General features: G+C 41.0%; 12 protein-coding genes. 7 read left to right on the top strand and 5 right to left on the bottom strand.

Annotated features, from left to right (window positions below; all coding sequences use genetic code 11):
* The first annotated feature begins 12 nt into the window (after nucleotides 1-12).
* Both FAM09_RS03650 and FAM09_RS03645 read left to right on the top strand, forming a co-directional pair.
* On the top strand, nucleotides 13-1,128 hold the full coding sequence (locus tag FAM09_RS03650; protein WP_136575709.1) for a hypothetical protein: 1,116 nt from the start codon (nucleotides 13-15) through the stop codon (nucleotides 1,126-1,128).
* Between the two features lie 16 nt (nucleotides 1,129-1,144).
* Complete coding sequence (locus FAM09_RS03645; protein ID WP_136575708.1) at nucleotides 1,145-2,551, top strand: hypothetical protein; 1,407 nt, start codon at nucleotides 1,145-1,147, stop codon at nucleotides 2,549-2,551.
* Nucleotides 2,552-3,088: 537 nt separating this feature from the next.
* On the opposite strand, the gene FAM09_RS30620 is transcribed toward FAM09_RS03645, so the two are convergent.
* Complete coding sequence (locus FAM09_RS30620; RefSeq protein WP_153825440.1) at nucleotides 3,089-3,250, bottom strand: hypothetical protein; 162 nt, start codon at nucleotides 3,248-3,250, stop codon at nucleotides 3,089-3,091.
* 136 nt (nucleotides 3,251-3,386) lie between these two features.
* Between FAM09_RS30620 and FAM09_RS03635 the strand changes: the two genes are divergently transcribed.
* The 4 genes from FAM09_RS03635 to FAM09_RS03620 are packed head-to-tail and all read left to right on the top strand — an operon-like array spanning nucleotide 3,387 to nucleotide 9,359.
* Nucleotides 3,387-4,652, top strand: a complete 1,266-nt coding sequence (locus FAM09_RS03635) for a 6-bladed beta-propeller (protein WP_136575707.1) — start codon at nucleotides 3,387-3,389, stop codon at nucleotides 4,650-4,652.
* A gap of 25 nt (nucleotides 4,653-4,677) precedes the next feature.
* On the top strand, nucleotides 4,678-5,283 hold the full coding sequence (locus FAM09_RS03630; RefSeq protein ID WP_136575706.1) for a hypothetical protein: 606 nt from the start codon (nucleotides 4,678-4,680) through the stop codon (nucleotides 5,281-5,283).
* Between the two features lies 1 nt (nucleotide 5,284).
* Nucleotides 5,285-6,514: a 6-bladed beta-propeller gene (locus tag FAM09_RS03625; RefSeq protein ID WP_136575705.1), complete on the top strand. Its 1,230-nt coding sequence runs from the start codon at nucleotides 5,285-5,287 to the stop codon at nucleotides 6,512-6,514.
* A gap of 4 nt (nucleotides 6,515-6,518) precedes the next feature.
* Nucleotides 6,519-9,359 (top strand): outer membrane beta-barrel protein, encoded by a 2,841-nt coding sequence (locus tag FAM09_RS03620; RefSeq protein ID WP_136575704.1) that lies wholly within the window; start codon nucleotides 6,519-6,521, stop codon nucleotides 9,357-9,359.
* A gap of 110 nt (nucleotides 9,360-9,469) precedes the next feature.
* On the opposite strand, the gene FAM09_RS03615 is transcribed toward FAM09_RS03620, so the two are convergent.
* The 4 genes from FAM09_RS03615 to corA form a co-directional block, all read right to left on the bottom strand.
* A complete protein-coding gene (locus FAM09_RS03615; protein ID WP_136575703.1) occupies nucleotides 9,470-12,919 on the bottom strand; it encodes a PQQ-dependent sugar dehydrogenase in 3,450 nt (1,149 codons plus the stop codon).
* A 36-nt stretch (nucleotides 12,920-12,955) separates the two neighbouring features.
* The gene (locus FAM09_RS03610; RefSeq protein ID WP_166437015.1) at nucleotides 12,956-14,644 is read right to left on the bottom strand and encodes a CBM96 family carbohydrate-binding protein; all 1,689 of its coding nucleotides are present in this window, start codon (nucleotides 14,642-14,644) and stop codon (nucleotides 12,956-12,958) included.
* A 488-nt stretch (nucleotides 14,645-15,132) separates the two neighbouring features.
* Entirely contained in the window at nucleotides 15,133-16,563 is a 1,431-nt protein-coding gene (locus tag FAM09_RS03605) for a tail fiber domain-containing protein (protein ID WP_136575701.1), read from the bottom strand.
* 210 nt (nucleotides 16,564-16,773) lie between these two features.
* Nucleotides 16,774-17,748: a magnesium/cobalt transporter CorA gene (gene corA / locus FAM09_RS03600; protein ID WP_136575700.1), complete on the bottom strand. Its 975-nt coding sequence runs from the start codon at nucleotides 17,746-17,748 to the stop codon at nucleotides 16,774-16,776.
* Between the two features lie 790 nt (nucleotides 17,749-18,538).
* On the opposite strand from corA, the gene FAM09_RS03595 reads away from it, so the two are divergent.
* Entirely contained in the window at nucleotides 18,539-21,394 is a 2,856-nt protein-coding gene (locus tag FAM09_RS03595) for a TIM-barrel domain-containing protein (protein ID WP_136575699.1), read from the top strand.
* Nucleotide 21,395: the final 1 nt, after the last annotated feature.

The raw sequence follows: 21,395 nt of genomic DNA, 5'->3' as shown, positions 1-21,395 counted from the left end.
AATGAATAAACAATGAAACAAAAAATAGCGTTGGTATTGATTGGCGCCATTATCCTGTGTTTTGCAGGATTTAATAATAAATTTCCGCTGCTTACAAACGATACCGGCGTGTATATAGACTCGGGGTTCAGCAGGAATGTTCCATTTGACCGGCCGGTCTTGTATGGCCTGTTTATTGCACATACAAGCTGGGGAAATTCTTTATGGCTTGTGATCTTTAGTCAGGCACTGATCCTTTCTCTCGTGTTGTTTTATTGTTTTCGCTATTTCTCAAGCAGTATAAATGGTACTTTATTTTTTCTCCCATGCCTGTTCTTTATTGCTTTTTTTATGTCGGCATCTGTTACTGCAAGCACAGTGTCTGCTGCGGTATTTTCAAATATTGCATCATTGTGCATGATGCTTTTGTTATTTGCAAAAAATGTTTCTAAGCGGGATTTGGCCATCATTACCATTGTTTTTGTTCTCAGTCTTGGAATGGATATAATGAACCTTATTACAACATTCCTGGTGTTGGTTCTTTATACTTTGCGCTGTTTATGGACTAAAAAAGAACAAATGCAAGATCCCATAAAAACAAATCCAAAGCAGCTACTTATTACGGGAGCCCTCCTTCTCTCGGCCTGTGCGCTTGTATCTCTTATCCATTTTTTCCTTGGTGCCGGATTGGGTATTGTTCGGGAAAATAAAATTTCCATGTTACCACGGCTGCTAAATTCGATGTACGCCATAAATAAGGAAAGATATTCAAGAGTAAGTGGGAATACGCTTATTGGTCTTTGCAAATGGTATGAAGATGAAGTAAGAGAATATTATCTCAGCCGGCAATTTCAGGGATGGTTGTCATTGAACTATTTGAATTACTGCAAGGTGATATCGGCCATCTTGTGTCTAGGTCTTAACCTCCTGTTACTGCTCCGTAAAACGTTTTATCGCCAACGGAACCTCTTTTTTTACATTTTCATTGCATTAATTATACAAATACTTACCGGCGCGTTGGTTTATGGAAGAAATAATAACATTCCCGGCCACCTCATCTGGATGCTGCCAATACCCTTGTTTATTTATTTATCCGAAGCACCCTTTATAAGTAAGTGGAATAAAATTGGCACAAATAAAATCTCGTAAAAAATAACGTCATTACATGAGGACCTACCTGCATAAAATAAAATATAATCATCTCGTAGCCATATTGGTTTCCGCATTCATCCTGTGCTTTCTGGCATTATATAATAGATATCCATTAACATTCAATCATGATTCGGGCGTGTATTTGGAAAACGGATTTGGCGGAACAGTTGCTTATGACCGTCCGATCCTATATGGGTTATTCCTTTACTTTTCCAGTCTTCAGCAAACTTTGTGGTTTTCTGTGATCACACAAGCTTTGATCGTATCATTGATCATATATTATTATTTCCGGTATTTTGCACCTGCCTCCAATTTCATACCCTTTTATCTGGGTTTTACGCTGCTCATTTCTTTTTTTATGGGAGGTTCGTTTAATGTCAGTTGGTTGATGCCTGATGTATTCACCCCTGTGTGCGTGTTGTGCATGGGGCTGCTATTGGCAAATGAATTGAAAGTAAGGGACAATATCATCATATCGTCGTTGCTTGTTCTAAGTATTGGTATACACAATTCGCATTTCTATATCTGCATGGGGCTTTCTCTGTTATTGTTGATAGGCTTTGCTTTCAGATCTATTCTGAAAATATACCGGGTTGCAGGGGTGCGATTAAAAGGAATAGCTTTTGTGATGATCCTGATTATTGCCGGTAATCTCTTTGTAGGCGCTGTACATTATATGTTTGAAGGAAGGTTCAAAAGCTCGCGGGGCGGAAGCATCTTCATTATGAGCAACCTGATTGAAATGGGTATCATCGACAGATACCTTACCGAAAGTTGCAAAGAGAAAAACTATGAATTATGCCGATACAAAGATAGTCTTCCAAATAATTTCCTGTGGGCTGAAAATGGACCCATCTATAAAACAGGTGGCTGGGAAGGCAATGAAAAGAAATATGCGACAATAATTAAAGACATGTTAATGACCCCCAAATACCTGCGGATGTTTAGTTATAAATCATGGGTATATACATGTAAGCAGTTCTTTAATTTCGATATTGTCGAAGTCAAGGTCCCAAGTAACCGGGTAAATGAAGCAATAGCTGCAAATTACGCTTCTGCGGAATCCCTAAGACATTCCCGGTCAAAACAAAGTACCGATTCAATAAGTTTTGGATTTATCAATTTTGCACAAAACATTGTTGTGGCCGCTTGCCTGGTTATTTATAGTCTTGTTTTTATATTCAATAAAATGACTGTTAGGTACCGGTTTTTTATAGCATTCATTTTATTGAGTCTTATAGCCAATGCATGGGTTTGTGGAACTTTCTCAGGTGTATTCCCACGTTATCAGATTCGTGTTATGTGGCTGCTTCCACTTCCGCTGTTTTTATACCTGACAGAGCAATTTAGTCAAATATTAATATTTAAACGTTTTGGTACAATGCCGAAACCGGAGAGCGTAAGAAATGAAACCGTATAAATAAAAAAGCTTGAATCATAAGCTACGCTAACTATTAAACTTATACCAAAATAAAAGGACCACTATTTTTAACCAATCAATTAAAACTTTGTATGAAAAGAAAAGTGTTCACACTATTTGCAATAGTGGCGACAGTCGCTTTATGCGTTTCGAATGTCTCTGAAGTATTAGGTAAAAATGCCAAATCAGATCCACATGTAGGATTTACTAACCGGGTACTGGCAGATGTTGCAACTTCTTCCAGCAGCTCATCCAGTACATCCAGTACATCCAGTACTTCCAGTACCTCTAGTACCTCAAGTACCTCAAGTACTTCAAGTACGTCTGGTACATCCAGTTCTTCTAATTCATCCGGTTCATCAAGCAGTTCCGAGAGTGATGCCTCGCTTTTCTGGTTACCTATAACACACTTGAATTACGCTTGTCCGGCACAAACTATTAATGCAACGGTATATTATTACCAGACTATAGGTCAGGTTGTTAAAACAGTGTATAGTAATGGGTTGGTATCAGCAGGTGCTTATGCCAGCCAAACAGCTACAGGATCTTATACCACAAACCCGACAACTTTTCCAGCATACAATACTTCCTGGATTGAATGTAGGAATGAGCCTGGTCTTGGCTGTACTCCATGTCCTCCTGTAAAAGCCTGTCTTTTGGGCTGTTCTTAAAGATAAAAAAAGCAACAGTGGATTCCATTCGTTTTGGTAAGGAAAATATAGAGTTACCAAAGAAGATTTGGTGACTCTATATTTCCTATAGTGTAACTAAGCAGATTGCTTCGCTTAAAAATTGTATCAGCAATTTTTTCTCTTCATAATTTTAATTATTTACAGTGAATATATTAATCCAGCCAGGCCGCTTTTACTTTTCTATCCTTGCAATTCTTTTTTTTTCGAGTTGTCATTTTACCAATTCAGAAAATTCAGCAATCGAACTATTTCCATTAGATTCAGTTGCGGCATATACAAAAACTGTAAATATTCCGGAAAGTCTGGATTCAATGCATTTTTACTACAATGACATGTTACGGGATGTACGTTATGTGAAACTTGAATCAAATAATGAGTGCTTAATTGGAACGATCAGTAAAGTAATTGTAACACCTGATTTCATTGTTATTGGTGATTTCTATATATCCAATTCGGTGTTTTTCTTTACTAAACAGGGACAGTTTGCAGGTAAAATAAGTGTAAATAAACCTTCAGATTCAATTCGGCTGGAAAATATTAAAGATATGACATATGACTATGATAACAACCGAATAATTGTATACGATTATAAAGCAAACTATATTTACCAGTTTACTGAAAGTGGAAAATATTTAAATCGATACCGCAGTAGCGATCTATCGTTCATGCGATTTAACTATATAGGGAAAAACAAATTTGCATTTTATGAACCAAGCGTAAACAGAGGAGTAGGGGGTGGGTACAACGATTTTCTTTTGGCCATTGGAGATGAAAAATGCAATATCAGCTATACAGCTTATCGAAATGATAGTACAATCAGCAGTTATGATTATAATTTAAACCTTCCAAATTCAGGAGAAACAGTTTATTTCTGTCCAAAATTTTCCCATACCATTTATGAAATTAAAAATGACAAGACAACTGAAATAACCGGCAAAATAAAATTCAACTTTTCTGCAAAAAACTCGATAATCGACAATAAGTCCCAGGTTACTACTGTAAAAGACCTTGAAATGCTAACACAGGCCGGCCATTACAATTTCGATGGAAAATGTTTTGTTGCCAATGATGTCTTATTTATTGAATTAACCAGAAAAACTTTCAATACAGGTATTTTTTATTCACAAAAAACAGGAAAGATCATTGGCTGGAATCCTATATTGAATGTGCAGGTTAAGGATACAGTACATGTTTCATATTATTCATACCCCATTGCCTCAACAGGAGATGAATTTATAAGCGTAATGGACCCTGATATAATTGCCAGGCAGGAAAGAACTTTTGCCAGGATTGCCAGAGAGAATCAGCTTCCCCAATCTCCAAGGGAGCATCATTTACAGGAAATACTTTCCACCATGAATGAAAACGACAATCCGGTACTTCTGTTCTATAAGTTAAAGCAGTTTTAAATAATCAATGAAAAAAAAGGTTAATATGAAAACGATATTTCTATGTTGCTCATTAATACTGATCTCACTGGGATTTTTATTATATTGGAAGAAAAATGAGAAGGATAAGGAAAAAATGACGCACGCGATTGCAAGACTGGAAACAGTAAACAAGGCATTAGCCAATAATTTAATGATTCAGAGTAAAGTTTCATCCATTCCGTTAGATTTAAATAAGCTTATTGTAAAAGACACGAGCGGGAAACAGGCTTCTTTCATAACGTTTTTAAACTCGCCTAAAAAAATTGTTTTTAGAATAGCGGAATCATATTGTATGGAATGCGTCAAATCACAATTTTCTTTTATGAAGCAAATATCGGGTAAAATAGGAAAGCAGAATGTTGCTATCCTTGCTTCATTCAGTAATATGAAAATGCTAAAGATCTTTCTACAGGAAAACAATATAGAAGTCGACGCATACAATATTGTTCCTGAGGCCGCTCCTGTTAAATTAGCCATCGAGCAATTATATTCGCCGTACTATTTTAAGGCAGACAAATCGACCAACGGAATATCAAATGTCTTCCTGGCTGAAAAAGCCTTACCCGATTTAACACAGGCATACTGTGATGAAGTAACATCAAAATTTTAACATGCGTACTTTGAATATAGCTTATTTATTAACAGCAGCATGTTTACTCTTAGCCACGGTTAACATTCATGCGCAGGGTTCCACTTCCTTAACTACACTACGGATAGACCCCGCCTCCGCAATGGGCGGAACCGCTTCAGAAGTATTCAACGAAGTAAAATACATCCCGCTTGAAACTACCAGAGAAAGTCTTTTTGGAGACGTCAATGAACTAAACGTCACTGATCAGTATTTCATCATCTATGACAGGGATACCGATTGTATATTATTATTCTTTAAAAACGGGAAATTCCATTGCAAGTTACAAGGCAGTGTTATTAACACCAACCTTGCTCATAGCGTAATAAATAAAGAAAGAAAGCAAATCGTGTTACATAAATGGAAAAAAAACACTTTATATTATTTGTACTATGATTTTAACGGTAAGAAATTAAAGGAAGAAGCGGCAGGATCCAAAAACATTTTTTTTCATTCATTCCCCGGGAATAAAGTTGTGTACCACAATTATTCTGTAGACGAGCGTTGGCCAGATTCCTTGAATTATGAACTCATTTACACAATTAAAAATAAAGTAACGGCTACATTTTTTCCATATAATATGAAAAAAGCACCGCTGCCAAGCCGGGAGGCCTCCGCCCCGGATCACGAGCCATTCTACGAATCGGGCAATAATTCAACTATCTTCTTTTGCCGACCATACGACTACAGCATTTACAGATTAACCCCCGACACCGTTCAAAAAGCGTTTAGTTGCGTTTTCCCTTTGGTCAATACGCTCCCAGACGATTTTACTACCAATGCATCTTATATTGGCAAAAGGTTTATGCATTTGGAAACTTACCCCCAACAAATTTCTGATATAGCATACACTTATCAAATAGGCAATAATTTATTCTTCAGGCTGGGCAGAAAAGCGTTTGACAGGAATCAGTCATTTATATATAATCTGCAATCAAATAATTTACTTTCCCTGGGCCGTATCACACCCGACAGCCTATCCTGCTTTTTACCCATAATGGATGAGGGGGTTGAATTCATGGTTAAAAACTTTTTAGCCTGCGATGGAAATTATCTGTATACTTCCTATTCGTCTTTGACGATGTTCCAGGCACACCTCAATACTGCCGGCAGGAATGCTCAGTTCAGTGATGAGTTGAAAAAATATTTTGCTACCGGAAATAAAAAGCAAAACCCGGTTATTGTACAATTAAAACCCAAAGAAAACTTATAACCGGATGAAGCGGTATTGCCGAATTACAAGTCTTATCCTCTCACTGTTGTATTTTTTACCTGCGTTCACCCAGAGTGCAGATTCAACATTTACTGGTTATGCGATGGGATTTATCAAAGATTCCGCGTATCATTATTTTTTGCCATCAGCGACAGTATCCATTTACAAAGCAAAAGATACCAGCCTGCTAAGCTACCAGTTGTCGAATAGTTTCGGTGAATTTCACTTCAGGAAGCTGCCTAGAGAACAACAGTTGTTGATTAGCGTGAGTTACACCGGTTATAAGCACTTCAATAAGCTGTTCAGCATACCGGCGGATGCTAAAAAAATAATTTTAGACACGTTTTACCTGATAAGACGCGACAACGTGCTAAATGAAGTAGTTATTGTTGCCCGCAAGCCGCCTATGCAGATGAACGGAGATACCCTGGAATTTAATGCCGACGCTTTCAAACTGGATGCCAATGCTGTAGTGGAAGATTTGCTACGAAAATTACCCGGGATTATTGTTTGGGGCGATGGAACGATAACGGTTAATGGAAAACCCGTGAAGAGTGTATTAGTGGAGGGGAAACCATTCTTTACTAAAGACGCAAGGATTGCAACACAAAATTTACCTAAAAACGCCATAGATAAAATACAGGTATATAAAGAGGTAAATGAGAAAAATCGGTTAGATTCAACTACAAATGTGAATATTAAGTTGAAGAGAAATAAGAAATCGGGGTTATTTGGAAAAATTGGGGCAGGCTATGGAACAGATGATCGGTATTTAGGGGAGGGAATGATTAATGTGTTTACTCCGCGTACACAAATCAGTGCAGGAAGCTCCATAAACAATACTAATAAAATAGCCGCCGACGTAAATACCCTTATGCTCAATAGTGCTTTTAAGGGTGTTGGCGCAAATATTGAATTTCAACCCGATTTTGGCAAACAGGGAATATTTAGCACACGGTCGGGCGGGGTAACTTTTCAACACGATTTTATACCTGATGCCGGATACAATAAAAACAACCGTTTGAGTGCCGACTATTTCATCAATGACAGCAAAAGCAACCTTATTAAAAATTCGCAAACAGTAATTACATTAGGGCTAGATAGCATTTTGAATCAAAAAAGTAATTTGGCACAAATCGTTGACAATACCGACCAGTACCTAAACTTAAATTATGATTTAAAGAAAAGTAGAAACGAATTTTATATCTCGCCCTCTGTCAGAATTAATAAAAGCTATAATTATACCCGGCAGGCAAATGCCTCAGAAAGCACCCATCTGGGTAAACAAAGCCAGGATAGCACTGTAGATGAAATAAATAACCAGACCCATGCTTTTACATTTAAAACAGGTTTCAAAAATAAAGCCGACAACTCCAGGGCTTCGCGCATTCCGGGTGATTTTCAAATAGATTATACCTTTTTTCATAATGAGGTTGATAGTAGAGAATCTAAAAAATCTGATTTCATATCGATACTGCGCCCTTCACAAAACATAAAATTCGACAGGAATTATGAAACCAATATGCGATCTATATCGAATTTGATCGAATTTAAATATAACAACCTGAACGGTTTACTTTTCGGGCGAATGAACTTATATAAAATAAGGATTTCCTTTTTCAATTATTTAAAAATAAATACGGAAAAAGAAAATAATGCCATAAATGATTTTGATGCCGGAACAGGCCAGTTACTGGTTAACCCTTACCTTACCAATAATAGTCGATATCGTACGGTGGAGGAAATACCAAGTATTAACTTCTCGAGATTTTTTTTAAAAGGGCTTTCTAACAGATATCAAAAAACACTGGCCATAAACATTGAAGCGAGAGAGCAGTTTTTTAATCAGAGAAATGATGCAAGGAAGAGCTTTCAGAATTTTGATCACTCTTATAACCGATTCATACCCAAAGCCAGCATAACTTATACGAATGATCAATTTGGAGAGCATTATACTACCTATACTATAGCTTACAATACATCAACGTATTATCCTACGGTTAACCAACTTGCACCTTTAGTTGATAGTTCTAATAATTTTTACCGGCATCTTGGTAACCCCGATTTAAAGCCATCTTACAAAGAGGAGGTGGAATTATCAATTCAAAATACCAGTAGCAAGTCGAAGAATGTTTTTAACTATTTTATTGAAATAAAGGGAGGTGCTGTTCGCAATAATTTTTCCGACAGCAGTCTGTTTGATAATCTTGGTAGAAATATTCATTATTCTGTAAATGTATCCGGGAATAGATATGTTAATATGCTTGCGAACCTGAATAAAGCATTTAAGATTAAAGGAAACCTGGTGCAGATGAAAGCATTTGCGTCATTAAACATCAACAAGCAGCCGAGTTTCGTAAATGGCGATCGAATTTTGTCGAACAACCTAAACAACAATTATAATCTTAATTTAACCTATACGTTAAAAGATCTGCTGGCGTTAAACCTTTCACAAACCCTGAATTTTTACAAATCAAATCAATCAGGTGTATATAAATATCAATTGACAAGTACGGCTATTAATACCGCAATCGGTGCAAGTTTAAATTTCCCAAAAAATTTTACCGTAAACACTAATATTACCTATAACAAAAATATTACTTCGTATTCCAGGGATATTAAATTCACTATTTGGAATGCAAGCGTTGCATATAGGTTCTTAAAAGGCAATACTTCAGAGATAAAGTTTTCCGCATTGGATCTGTTACATCAAAATACAGGTATTATCAGCTACGGTAACAATAATAGCCTAACCCTCGGAAATGTAAATGTATTGCAACAATATTTTATGCTCACATTCGCTTATTTCCCCAGAAAATTTGGAAAGAAGGATAGTCCCAAATAAATAAGGCTTGTAAGTAGCCTGATGTATAGATAACTTATATTAATATTAAAAACCTGTAAGGTGGGCATGCCACCCTACAGGTTTAATTATGCAAATAGCAGGTCCTCGTTCTATTCTTTCAATAACTTCTTCGTTATAACTTTTCCATTATACAACAGTTTCAGCAGATATACGCCGGCCGGCAACTGCTGCGATGAAATGGTTGTACGATGATTGCCTGCCGGTAAATTGGCATTCACCAGCACCGCCACCTGTTTACCCATCATATCAAGCGCTACCAGTTGTGTATGACCAGCTACTGGCAATGAAAATGTAATGGTACTGCTTTCCCTGAATGGATTGGGATAGCTGCCCAATGTTACTTTTGAAACATTGGCAACAGAAGTTTCTACCGGTGTCATTGACCGCGTTAAGGTACTGGTTTGTATTCTTACTTCTGTATAACTATTCCATGCGTTCACGCTGTTGCCATGCCCTACAATGCGAACGTATTTGGCGGTACGGGCTGCAAAGGTGAATGTTTGCAGGTTCAGCGTAGTGCCACTGCTTACAAGTCCTGTTGCTGCGGTAGTCCAGTTAACACCATCGGTACCTGTTAATACATCAAAGGTAGAAGTGCGTGTATTGCCATTGTAGAAGGCGATCTGTACGCCTGTAACTGTGGCGGTGTTTGCCAAACAGAATTGAATCCATTGGCCGTCGCCGTTAGCCGACCAACGGGTATTGAGATCATTGTCGAGCACATTGGCAGGCACATTGCCATCATTACCACTCGCAGTAACCGGGTCGCACACGGGTGCAGCCTGTACCGTAATAGCCACAGCAGCAGATGTAGTAACACCGGCTGCATTATCGGTAGCTTTGGCTGTAAGGCTGTATGAACCTGCTGCTACACTGTTCCAGGTAAAGCTATAGGGCGAGGTGTTGTCTTCACCCAGTTTGGTGCTGCCATTGAAAAATTCTACTTTACTAATACTGCCATCGCCATCGGTTGCCGTAGCATTAATGGTAACCGTAGCCGGCGCCGTAAACACCGCGCCATTGGCAGGCGATGTAATATTCACCACAGGCAATGCATTGCCGCCATCGGCAATAACTGATAATTGCGGCGGATTGGAGCCAAATTCACTGGAGTTCCAAAATATGCGCGGATCATGCGCCAGCCCGCTTTTCAATGCAAAGGCCACTCTTTTTCGACCGGCCGCCAGTTCGGCTTTTACATAATTGGTTACATCCCATGTATAGTAAGTAAAGGCTGTATTGGTAACGGTTGTTGTAGCCAGCGCCGCTGTTGACGTAGCCGGTTTATTATTCCAGGTAAGGGTGTTTTCCGTCCAGGTGGTATTGGCTACAGAGAATACACCAACTGGTACGCTGGGCACCGAGGTAAGGTCAACCTTGCCATACACTCTCAACTGTACTGAGGCTGCATTACCGGTAAGTGATGTAAGATCAAACATAAGGTACGACTCGCGGGCATTGTTTAATTGTCCGCTGGGCGATAGCTTGGTAATAAGCAGGGTTGAATCAGTTGTTCCGTAGGTGGTTCCTGCATTGGTGCCATCCCGCACATAAGCATCGTGTACAGGTGTATAGGTAATAGCAGGAGGCGCCACTTTGTAATGAGCTGTATAAGTAGCTTCGTTGTCGGTGATCGTTATATTTTGAGATGCGGTGCCGCCATGCTCCCAGAAATCGAACAGGTAGGTAGTGCCATTCACTGTTTGCGGCGATATCGCTTCTACTGGTCGTACCATGCCCGATAAAGAAGGTGTTGTATACGGTGTAGTAACGGGAACAGAATTCAGCCGGATCTGCAAACCCGATGGCACTGTGCGAAGGTTAAACGTAGACAGTACCGGGAATATTTCAACATAGGTTGTATCACGGGCGCCTTGTGCATCACGCACCACCAGGTACAGGCGGTACCAGATATCAGTTTCGGTATGTCCTTCGGCATCTATAGGGAATGAACCACTGTTAACACCATCCGAGATCGCCGGACCCGGGTGAATGTGATTGGCATGATGAAAATCTACCCACCATTCGAAATTAGCGGCCGGTAACGTGCCGTCTTCCGCATCGGTGGCAGTACCGCTGAAACTAATTGTTGTACCGGCTCTGAATGAACCGCCATTGGCGGGACTGGTAATAGTTGCTACCGGCGCCGTGTTGGGTTGTGTTACGGTTAATGTTGCATTATTGCTGGTAACAGAACCGGCGCTATTGGTGACTACCACACTGTACGTGCCGGCATGCGAGGGTTGTACATTGGTAATAGAATAAGTAGCCGACGTAGCGCCTGAAATGTTGGTGCCATTTCTTCGCCATTGGTACGTGGGAGCAGGATTACCTGTTGCGGTAACGCTGAACGTAGCCGTATTACCCTGCGATACAGAAATACTTTGCGGCTGCGTGGTGATCACCGGCCCCCGTGTGCCAGTGTAAATAATTCTATACAGGGCATTGTTGTTTCTGCTTAAATAATACAGGTTACCATCTGTTCCCTGTTTAATATATACTAATCCGCTGCCAACACCTGTACCAAAACCGCTGCGGGTTGGAGAAGCTACAGCCGGATTGATATTATCGATCCATGTACCACAATAATCCAGGAAAAAGTATCGGCCGTTGTAAGTAGAAGGATAATTACTGATAGCGCCATTGAAGAACGTACCGCCGTTAATGGCACAGCCCTGACCGGCGGGTGGCGGATCATTTCTATTGGTGGCATATACATAAATGGGATTGGTTAATCCCGTACATCCGCTGGTGCACATACCTTCCTTATTGGGCCAGCCGAAATTGCGTCCGCCGGCAGTGGCGTCATTGATCTCTTCCCAGGTTGCATTGCCCACGTCGTTCACAAAGATCTTTCCGCTTACCGGGTCAGATGCAATGGTAAATGGATTTCTCAATCCGTACGCCCATATCCTGCTGCGGGCGGCATTACCTGTAAATGGATTACCCGTTGGCACCGTACCATCTGAATTGATGCGCAATAATTTACCTAGGTAATTATCCAGGTTTTGCGAATTGGAGCCTACCTGGTTCTCGCCCACGGCAACATATAATTTGCCATCATTGCCAAAAGCTAAACCACCTCCATTGTGATAAATGCCGCTTAACGTAGGTAAATCAAGGATAGGCGTTTCTGAACCTGCCACATCACCGCTCATGGTAAAACGGCTAACGCGGTTATGCGGCCCCGAGGTATGGGTGTAATACAGGTAAATGTACTGATTGGTGGTGAAGCCCGGATCAACGGCCACCCCGATCAGCCCTCTTTCGCCGCTGGTGTTTACTGATAATGAAACAGCAGGCGTTGATAAAAGGCTGCCATTTTTTACTACCCGTAACTGGCCGCTCTGCTGGCAAATAAGAACGCGGCCGTCGGGGGTAAAGGCCATAGCGGTTGGATTACTTAATGATGCAGTTACCTGAACACGTTGAAAATTGGCCGGCAGGGTTTGTCCCTGCGTATGCGACAATAATAAAAATAGTGCAATGCACAGTTGTACGCATGCGTGCCATGCTTTGAGGATGTTTGTTTTTCTCATATGGTTAAATGGTTGGTGACGATAAGGTGTATCTGTTTAATTCTTCAACATTTTTCTAGTAATGATTTTGCCATTATATAGTAGCTTCAGTGTGTAAATGCCGGGAGAAAGGCGGTTTGCATTAAAGATGGCTTTGTGATTTCCTGGTTGCAATAGGCCATTTACTAAAAGGGCTACCTGTTTGCCGGCTATATCGAACACCGCAAGATGGGTATATGCTGGTTTTTCGAGCGTAAATGTAATGGTGCTGTTTTCCCTGAATGGATTGGGAAAACTGTTCAATCCGCTGGTTATAGTGGTTGGAATTATTACTTCGTCTGTTTCCTTTCGTGCAGCCGCCAGTGAAGAGGATGTAGTGATCGTTAACTGGGGTGCATTGCTGCCGGTTTCTTTTGAACTCCATAATAAGCGGCCTGAAGTTTCCTGTTGATTTTTCAGTACCAATGAAATTTTAGTTCGGCCTGCTGCAATTTCACTCTGAATATAACTGGTGATATTCCAGTTGTAATACCGGCCTGTAGCATCAGTAACAGTAGCAGTGGTAATGGCTGAAGAAGCGGAAGCTGGTTTATTGTTCCAGGTAATGGCCGATTCTGTCCAGGTAGTGTTGGAAACGGCATACGCGCCTACGCCTACATTGGCATCACTGGTGCTTTCGGTACGCCCGAAAACTTTTAAAGTAGCTCCGGTAATATTACCGGAAAGGGAAGACAAATCAAAGGTGAGATACGTTTCGCGGTTGTTGTTCAACTGACCAGTTGGAGCAACTTTGGTGATCAGGTTGGCCGCATCTGTTGTACCATGGGTAATAGCAGCATTTGTACCATCCCGTACATACGCATCGTGTTGCGGTGAAAGATTAATTGTTTGTCCGGGGTTACCGCCAATGTCGCTGGGACAAAGACTGGCGCTGCTTTCGGTAATACAAAAATCATTGAACCGCACCTGTTCATCACGTAAAACAACTGCTTTACCACGATACACGCCCCATTTGCCCCGGTTGTAATCTGCGCCTTCGCGCCACATATCGAGGCTGTTGTTGGTATAAGAAAGCAAAACAGCGCCATCGCTTACCCGCGTTAAAGTGATCTCAAATGTTCCGGCACTGCCATTACTGCTTTTGTATTTCACGTAAGCTTCAACCCAGTTTCCTTTAAATGGGGCCAGGTCGGCTTCTTTAACGGTACCCAAACTACCGCTTCCTTCTCCTGAACTATGAATGATCTGGATCTTTTGCGGATTACCAGCCCTGGGAGTAATAGTGATCAGCGGCGCACCGGCATCGCCCTCTATTGCTTTGATTTGGAAAATATGGGTGAACCTGCTGGAAGGAATAAAACCGGCATCCAGCTTGAATTTCCAACGATAATAGGCCGTTTGTCCCTGTGTATGCTGCATATCGGCAGGAGAGCCTGAACCGCCTTTGATTTCCATGCGAACCCGGTCTTCGTTTGTACAACGGTCATCATCGGCATCAGCATGACTGTGAAATACAAAAACATATTTTCCCAGCGCATTATCAAATGCCTGGGTAACATGCGGGCCAAATGAAGTATGCCCGCAATCGGGATTTTCATTACCAAATCCTTTTGAGTCAATCAGGTCATATGCACTACCCGAACCGGTAGCGCTCAATGTAACCTGTGCCTGCAAAGGAACTTTGGATAACAGTAATATTATAACTGTAGCAGCTATAATAAACCCTGTAAATTGTAAAGGTTTCATGTTGAATAAGGCTTTAAGTGTAAAAAATGCATACTCGTTCAGGTTATTAATACAACCTGTTGGCATATACGGTAGGCGGGTAGGAGGTGAAGGGGAATCGTAATTTGAAGAAGGTTATCTGAAGTAACTACATTCTATTATATACAGCATACAGGCAATTGGCCGAATAATAAACTATTTTAACCTTAATAAATTATAACGGTAATGAATATGTATTGATTCAAATAATACCTTATTCTTATATTATCATTATTGTATGTTGGGAATTTCATGATACGGGGCTGATTAAAAAGTCCGGCCCCGACTCTTTTCCCTGGTTAGATGGATTGATTGCCAGATGGCTGAGGCCGCGAATATTCGGGTTTCATTCAAATATTCATAAAGCTAATTATTCAACGATTAACCAACAAGCAAAACAGACATCAAACAATGCAAAAATAAAGGGGCTAACCTTTTTGGTCAGCCCCAGGGCATTTCTATTTTATTATTTACTTCGTTAAGATCATTTGCCTGGTATCTATTCGCTGGCCATCTACTGTTAGTGTATAAAAATAGCTGCCTGCAGCCAGTTCACCGGCACTTATGGTAACCTGTCCTTCGCCATAACTTTTCAGGGGAATGTTTTTTAATATTTGCCCCTTTACAGAACTTACTACCAGTTGCGCATGCTTTGTAGTGGAAGGAAGATAGTAACTGATTACCGTATTATTGGTAAACGGGTTGGGGCTGTTTTGTTTTAAAACAGGAAGGGTGCCGTTTATAGAAGTTGAAACGATGCTGTTTTTCAGGTTGTTTACCTGCTGCAACAGATCGGTGAGCTGCGATTTCAGGTCGCTGATCTGTGCTTTTAAGCTATCATTCATATTGCTCAATTCCTGCACCGACTGCACCAAAGGCGTTACAAATTCTGCATACCGAAGTCCATAAACATCAGTTTCATTCTTTGGTTTGTCTACCCCATCAAAATCAAAGCCTGCTTTTTCAGCGGCTGTTGCAACATCCTGCGCAATAAAACCGGTACGTACAATTTTTTCACTGGCAGCTATGTCAGCACCTGCGCCGCGAATTTCTATCTTTTTTCCATCCTTGTCGGTGATGCCATTTGGATGGAGAAATTTATTAAGCGCTGTAATGTTTAATGTATAAGTAACCGGTTTTAATTGCTTAATAAAGGCCAGACCCGGAACATTAGGTTGTATATTCGATTTGAATCTTCCATCCGACAGCGTTGTCCAGTCCACGATACCACCTATGCTGGTAACATTATTGTCACCGATTCTTACCTGGTTAGAAGCAGAAATAATGGTTTGATTCCCTATTGCTGTTGAGTTTGAATAAGAAGCCCAGGTATTGAAATCTGCCAGGAACCCTATTGCAGTATTATACCAGCCATTTTCACATTTGCCAAGTGCACTGGTGCCAAATCCCGAGTTGCCTTCGGCAGCGGTGTTATAAAGTGCGCCATACCCTGTTGCAGTATTATAATGGCCCGCCTTATTTAAGACTAATGCAGAATGGCCTACCGCTGTATTGTATTCGCCGCTATCGGTAAAGTACATCGAAAAGGCACCCATAGCAGTATTGTTAGAGGCTTTGTTGTTCATCAACGAGTAAGTGCCCATGGCAGTATTGTATTCGCCCGTGTTATTCCAAAACAAGGCATAGGTACCAAAACCGGCATTATAAATTCCTGTAGTATTATACTCAAACGCGCGCCAGCCGAGGGCAGCGTTATACTTGCTTGGGTCAATAATGCCCGAGGAAAAATTATTGGTTCTGAATAACAGGGGTTGTGCATCAGTTGTGCCGATGAAGTTAGTTGCAGGATTTATACCCGCATTTCCTGTAAGGCTCCATTGTGCCTGGCCGGTGGCGGCCATTAACACAATAGCGAACAGTGTTGTAATTTTCTTTTTCATAATTAATTAAAAAATTTAAGGTTAGGGAAAATAGCGCCCTCTATCCCTATGCCAGTAGTGAATTTAACAGTATGCCCTATGGGCCAGAAAATATTAAGCGGAAATTACCGGCAAGCGGTAGTAATGAAGCCGGTTATTGATTGAGCTGCAAGGTAGAATAAAATCAGAAGATATCAACTGCTCATTATAGTTATATATTCACATGAAAAACTATAGCCAGCCAGATCGGCGGAAGAAATAATAAACGGTAACGCAAATAATGAACGTAAGTCCCACAACGATCGGATAGCCATAGGCCCATTCCAATTCAGGCATAAATTTAAAATTCATTCCATAAAAGCCCGCCACCATGGTTGGTACCGCAATAATAGCAGCCCAGCCGGCGAATTTTCTTGACGTGTCGTTTTGAGAAATAGAGATCAATGAAAAATTAGCGTCTAATGCTGTGTTCAGCAATTCCCTGGTGTTATCTACCATTTCGTTTATGCGTAGGGCATGGTCATAGATGTCGCGGAAATAAGGTTGTGTTTCAGGAGAAATATATTTAATATCAAATCGCATCAGGCGGTTACAAATGTCTATAAGTGGCGATACCGCCCGTTTCACTTCCAACAGATCTTTCTTTAACTGGTATATTTGTTCTGTGGTTTTACGGCTGGGGTTTTCCTTAAATACCTTATCTTCTATGTTTTCCAAAGCTACTTCCAGTTCCTGTACTACGGGAAAATACATATCAACTATAAAGTCCATGATGGCATATAAAACAAATCCCTGCCCTTTGCCTAATAATTCGGGCATGGTTTCGCAACGTACCCGCACATCTGTATAAGGCACAGATGAACCATGCCGAACTACCACAATAAAGTTTGAACCTACAAAAAAATGTGTTTCTCCAAATTGAATGTGGCAATCCGGCGTCATTTGCACAGTTCGAAGTACAATGAAAAGCGAGTCGCCGTATAGCTCTATCTTGGGTCGTTGGTGGGCCCGGTGCGCATCTTCAACGGCCAGGTCATGCAGGCCGAATTCATTCTGTACCCGTTGTAATAATTCTTCTGAAGGTTCATACAAGCCTATCCATACAAACTGGCTGGGATCCTTAAGTATTTCATGTATATCGTTTAGTTCAACATCGGCAGTGCGGTGGCCGGCTGAATAGGCGGCGCAATTGACTATCTCTTTCATAACGCTGTTTTTTCAAAGTGGCAATTAAAATCCGTACCTGAAAGTTCGTAAAGAACCGCTGCAAATTAAATGGTACAACAACAGTTTTATAAAAATTCCGGTATAACGATCCATATATTAATGGTATCACCGCTGTTGGTCTCAATACCATCAAAAAGCAAAAGGTGTATCTGCCTGCAGGTACTGCGATTTCTGGATAGGGGGGCAATTGAATGCCGGACGGTTGGTCAGTTATAAAAAGGTAAATCGAATGATGAGATGCTCAATTTCAGGGGATCCCGCTCCCCGGGTCCCCCTTTTCCTTTGGCTCGCCGAAGCCCTGTGTAGTCAGCTTTTATAGGTAATTGTTTCTATTTTATTAATAATCAAGGCGATTTGTTTAAGAGCGACTCTATGTCATTTGATTTTAATCAACCTTTCAAGCAATTACACGGTCTGCTAATTCAATTACACGGTCTGCCAGTTCAATTACACGGTCTGTTAATTCAATTATATGGCCTTCTGATTCAATTACCCGGCCTGCTAATTGACAAACGACCTGCTATTTGGTTGCCAATTTTTCAATTCAAACGGCTTCCAGTTTAGAAGCTGAAACCAGAAACTAAGAACCTAAAACTAAGAACCGGGAACTATCCGTATAAGTCATCGCGCCCTTCGTGATGGATCACAACCCAATGACATTCAGTTATTTTATTACATTTCATACCCTAGTTTGTAACATTTATACCCCCAGTGTCAATTTTGGTAGCGATACATTTACAGCATCAATTAACGCATTGCATTGCTGTATATGAAATTAAGATTGCTACTTTTTAGTATTCTGTGCACTTCGCTTTTTAATGCCGTATTGGCAGAATCCCCTGCATATAGAACAACCCCTGATGGCGTAATTATTTTCACCGATCCCCTGGTCACAGGTGCACCTGGAGCGGTTAAGCTGGAAGTGATTGCAGATAATATTATAAGAGTGATTGCGGCTCCGGGAAAGGAGATCGCTGCTACCGAAAGTTTGATCACTACCTACTCCAAAAAGCGGGGCATCGTGTGGAATGTGATCCCTTCAAAAACCAGCCTCACACTAAAAACAAAATACATTACTGCGGTTGTAGACCTGAAATCGGGTGCCGTTTCTTTTCTTGATCAAAAAGGCAAGAAAATACTGGCTGAAAAGCAGCCGCTCGGTAGAAATTTTCAACCCGCGGTATTTGATGGCCAACGTTTGTACGCATGTAAGCAAACATTTCAAACAACCGCCGATGATGCCTGGTATGGTTTAGGACAACACCAGGATGGTATTATCAATTATAAAGACCAGCAGGTTACTTTCTTCCAGAATAATACGGAGGTAGCTATTCCATTTTTGATCTCGAATAAAAATTACGGCATTCTGTGGGATAATTATTCTCTTACGAAAGCAGGCGATGTAAGGGCGATGAAGCAGCTTACTTCCCTGCAGCTTTTTTCGAAGAATGGAGAGCAGGGCTGGTTGACCGCTTCTTATTGCAATAACAAACTGAAACCCGGAGATATAACGCTGGAAAGATCAGAATCAGCTATCAATATGGAGTTTCTCGGCGATTCTAAAATTATTCTTCCAGCAGCATTTACCCCGGCCACCGGGTCTGTAATTTGGGAAGGCAGTCTCGCAAGTTATTGTTCAGGATTGCATAAATTCAGGTTTGTATTTGGTGGCAGCCTTAAAGTTTGGGTAGGCGGGAAATTAGTGCTCGATCGCTGGCGTAAAGCATGGAATCCCGCACCGGCACTGCTTCCTGTTCATTTTAAAAACGGTGAAAAAGTGGCCATTCGCATTGAATGGGTCCCTGAAGGAGCTGAATCGTATATGGCAGTGAAATGGCAGGAACCACTTACGCAGGAAGAAAAAAATGCTTTCAGCTTCAGCTCTGAAGCGGGCAAACAGGTAGACTATTATTTTATCTATGGTAATAACATGGATGAAGTGATTTCCGGTTATCGAACACTTACCGGTAAAGCTACTATTGTACCAAAATGGGCATTGGGTTTCTGGCAAAGCCGGGAACGATATAAAACGCAGGATGAAATTCTTACTACTGTTGATGAATTGCGTAAAAGAAAGATCCCCATCGACAATATTGTATTAGACTGGAGCTATTGGCGCGAAGCCGAATGGGGCAGCCAGGATTTTGACGAAAAACGTTTTCCTGCTCCCGACAGCATGATCGATGTGTTACATAAAAAATACAACACCCGGATCATGATCTCTGTGTGGCCGAAATTTTATGAAGGCATCACCACCTACAACGAGTTTGATAAGAACGGCTGGCTGTATAAAAGAAACATTGCCGACAGGCAAAGAGACTGGATTGGCAAAGGATATATTTCTACTTTCTACGATGCCTTTAACGAAAAAGCGCGCAAAGGTTTCTGGAACCTGATCAACAAAAAAATATATACCAAAGGAATTGATGCCTGGTGGATGGATGCCAGCGAACCCGATATCCTATCCAATGTAGATCCCGAAAAAAGAAAACTGCAAATGACACCTACCGCATTGGGTAGTGCAGCAGAATATTTGAATGCATATCCTTTACAAAATGCAAAAGGCATTTATGAAGGACAGCGTTCAACAGATCCCAACAAGCGCGTGTTCTTATTAACACGTTCAGGTTTTGCAGGTTCACAACGCTATGCTGCGTCAATATGGAGCGGTGATATCGGCTCTACCTGGCACGATATGAAAACACAAATTGCCGCAGGTGTTAATTTCTCAATGTCGGGGCTTCCTTACTGGACTATGGACATCGGCGGATTTGTAGTGCCCGAAAAATTTGAGAAACCCGATGCAGAAAGCCTGGAAGAATGGCGGGAGCTAATGACGAGATGGACGCAATTCGGCGCTTTTGTTCCTTTGTTCCGCTCGCATGGACAGTTTCCATTCCGGGAAGTATTCAACACGGCGCCTGAAACACATCCGGCTTACCAAAGCTTTCTTTATTACGATAAACTGCGTTACCGGTTAATGCCTTATATCTATTCTTTGGCGGGCGCAGCTTACCACGACGACTATACTATTATGCGTGGCCTGGCGATGGATTTTGGGTCAGATACAGCCGTATTAAATATCGCTGATCAGTATATGTTCGGTTCTTCTTTACTGGTAAATCCAGTTTGTGAATACAAACAAACCAAACGCGAACTGTATTTACCAAAATGCGCAGGCTGGTATGACCTCTATTCAGGAAAATGGTATGCCGGCAGCCAGAAAATTACGGCAGAAGCGCCGTATGAGCGAATGCCGCTGTTTGTAAAAGCAGGTTCTATAATTCCTTTCGGGCCCGAGCTGCAATACACAACCGAAAAGCCGGCAGACACCATTACGCTGAATGTGTACGCGGGTGCAGACGCTTCCTTCGATCTGTACGAAGATGAAGGCACCAATTACGATTATGAGAAAGGCGCATTCTCCATCATTCCAATAAAATACAGCGAAGCAACAAAAACAATAACAGTGGGTGATCGTAAAGGATCATTCAATGGAATGTTGCAGAAAAGGGCCTTCCGTATAAATATCATCACACCTAATGGAATAAAGCCTTTTGACCTTGAGGCAAAATGTGACAAAGAAGTTGTTTATGAAGGAAAAAAACTGATAATTAAACTCTAGT

This window comes from Niastella caeni, from assembly GCF_004834005.1.
GTDB lineage: Bacteria > Bacteroidota > Bacteroidia > Chitinophagales > Chitinophagaceae > Niastella > Niastella caeni.
The sequence above is the reverse complement of the archived record's forward strand: the minus strand, read 5'-3'. Positions and strand labels throughout refer to the sequence as shown.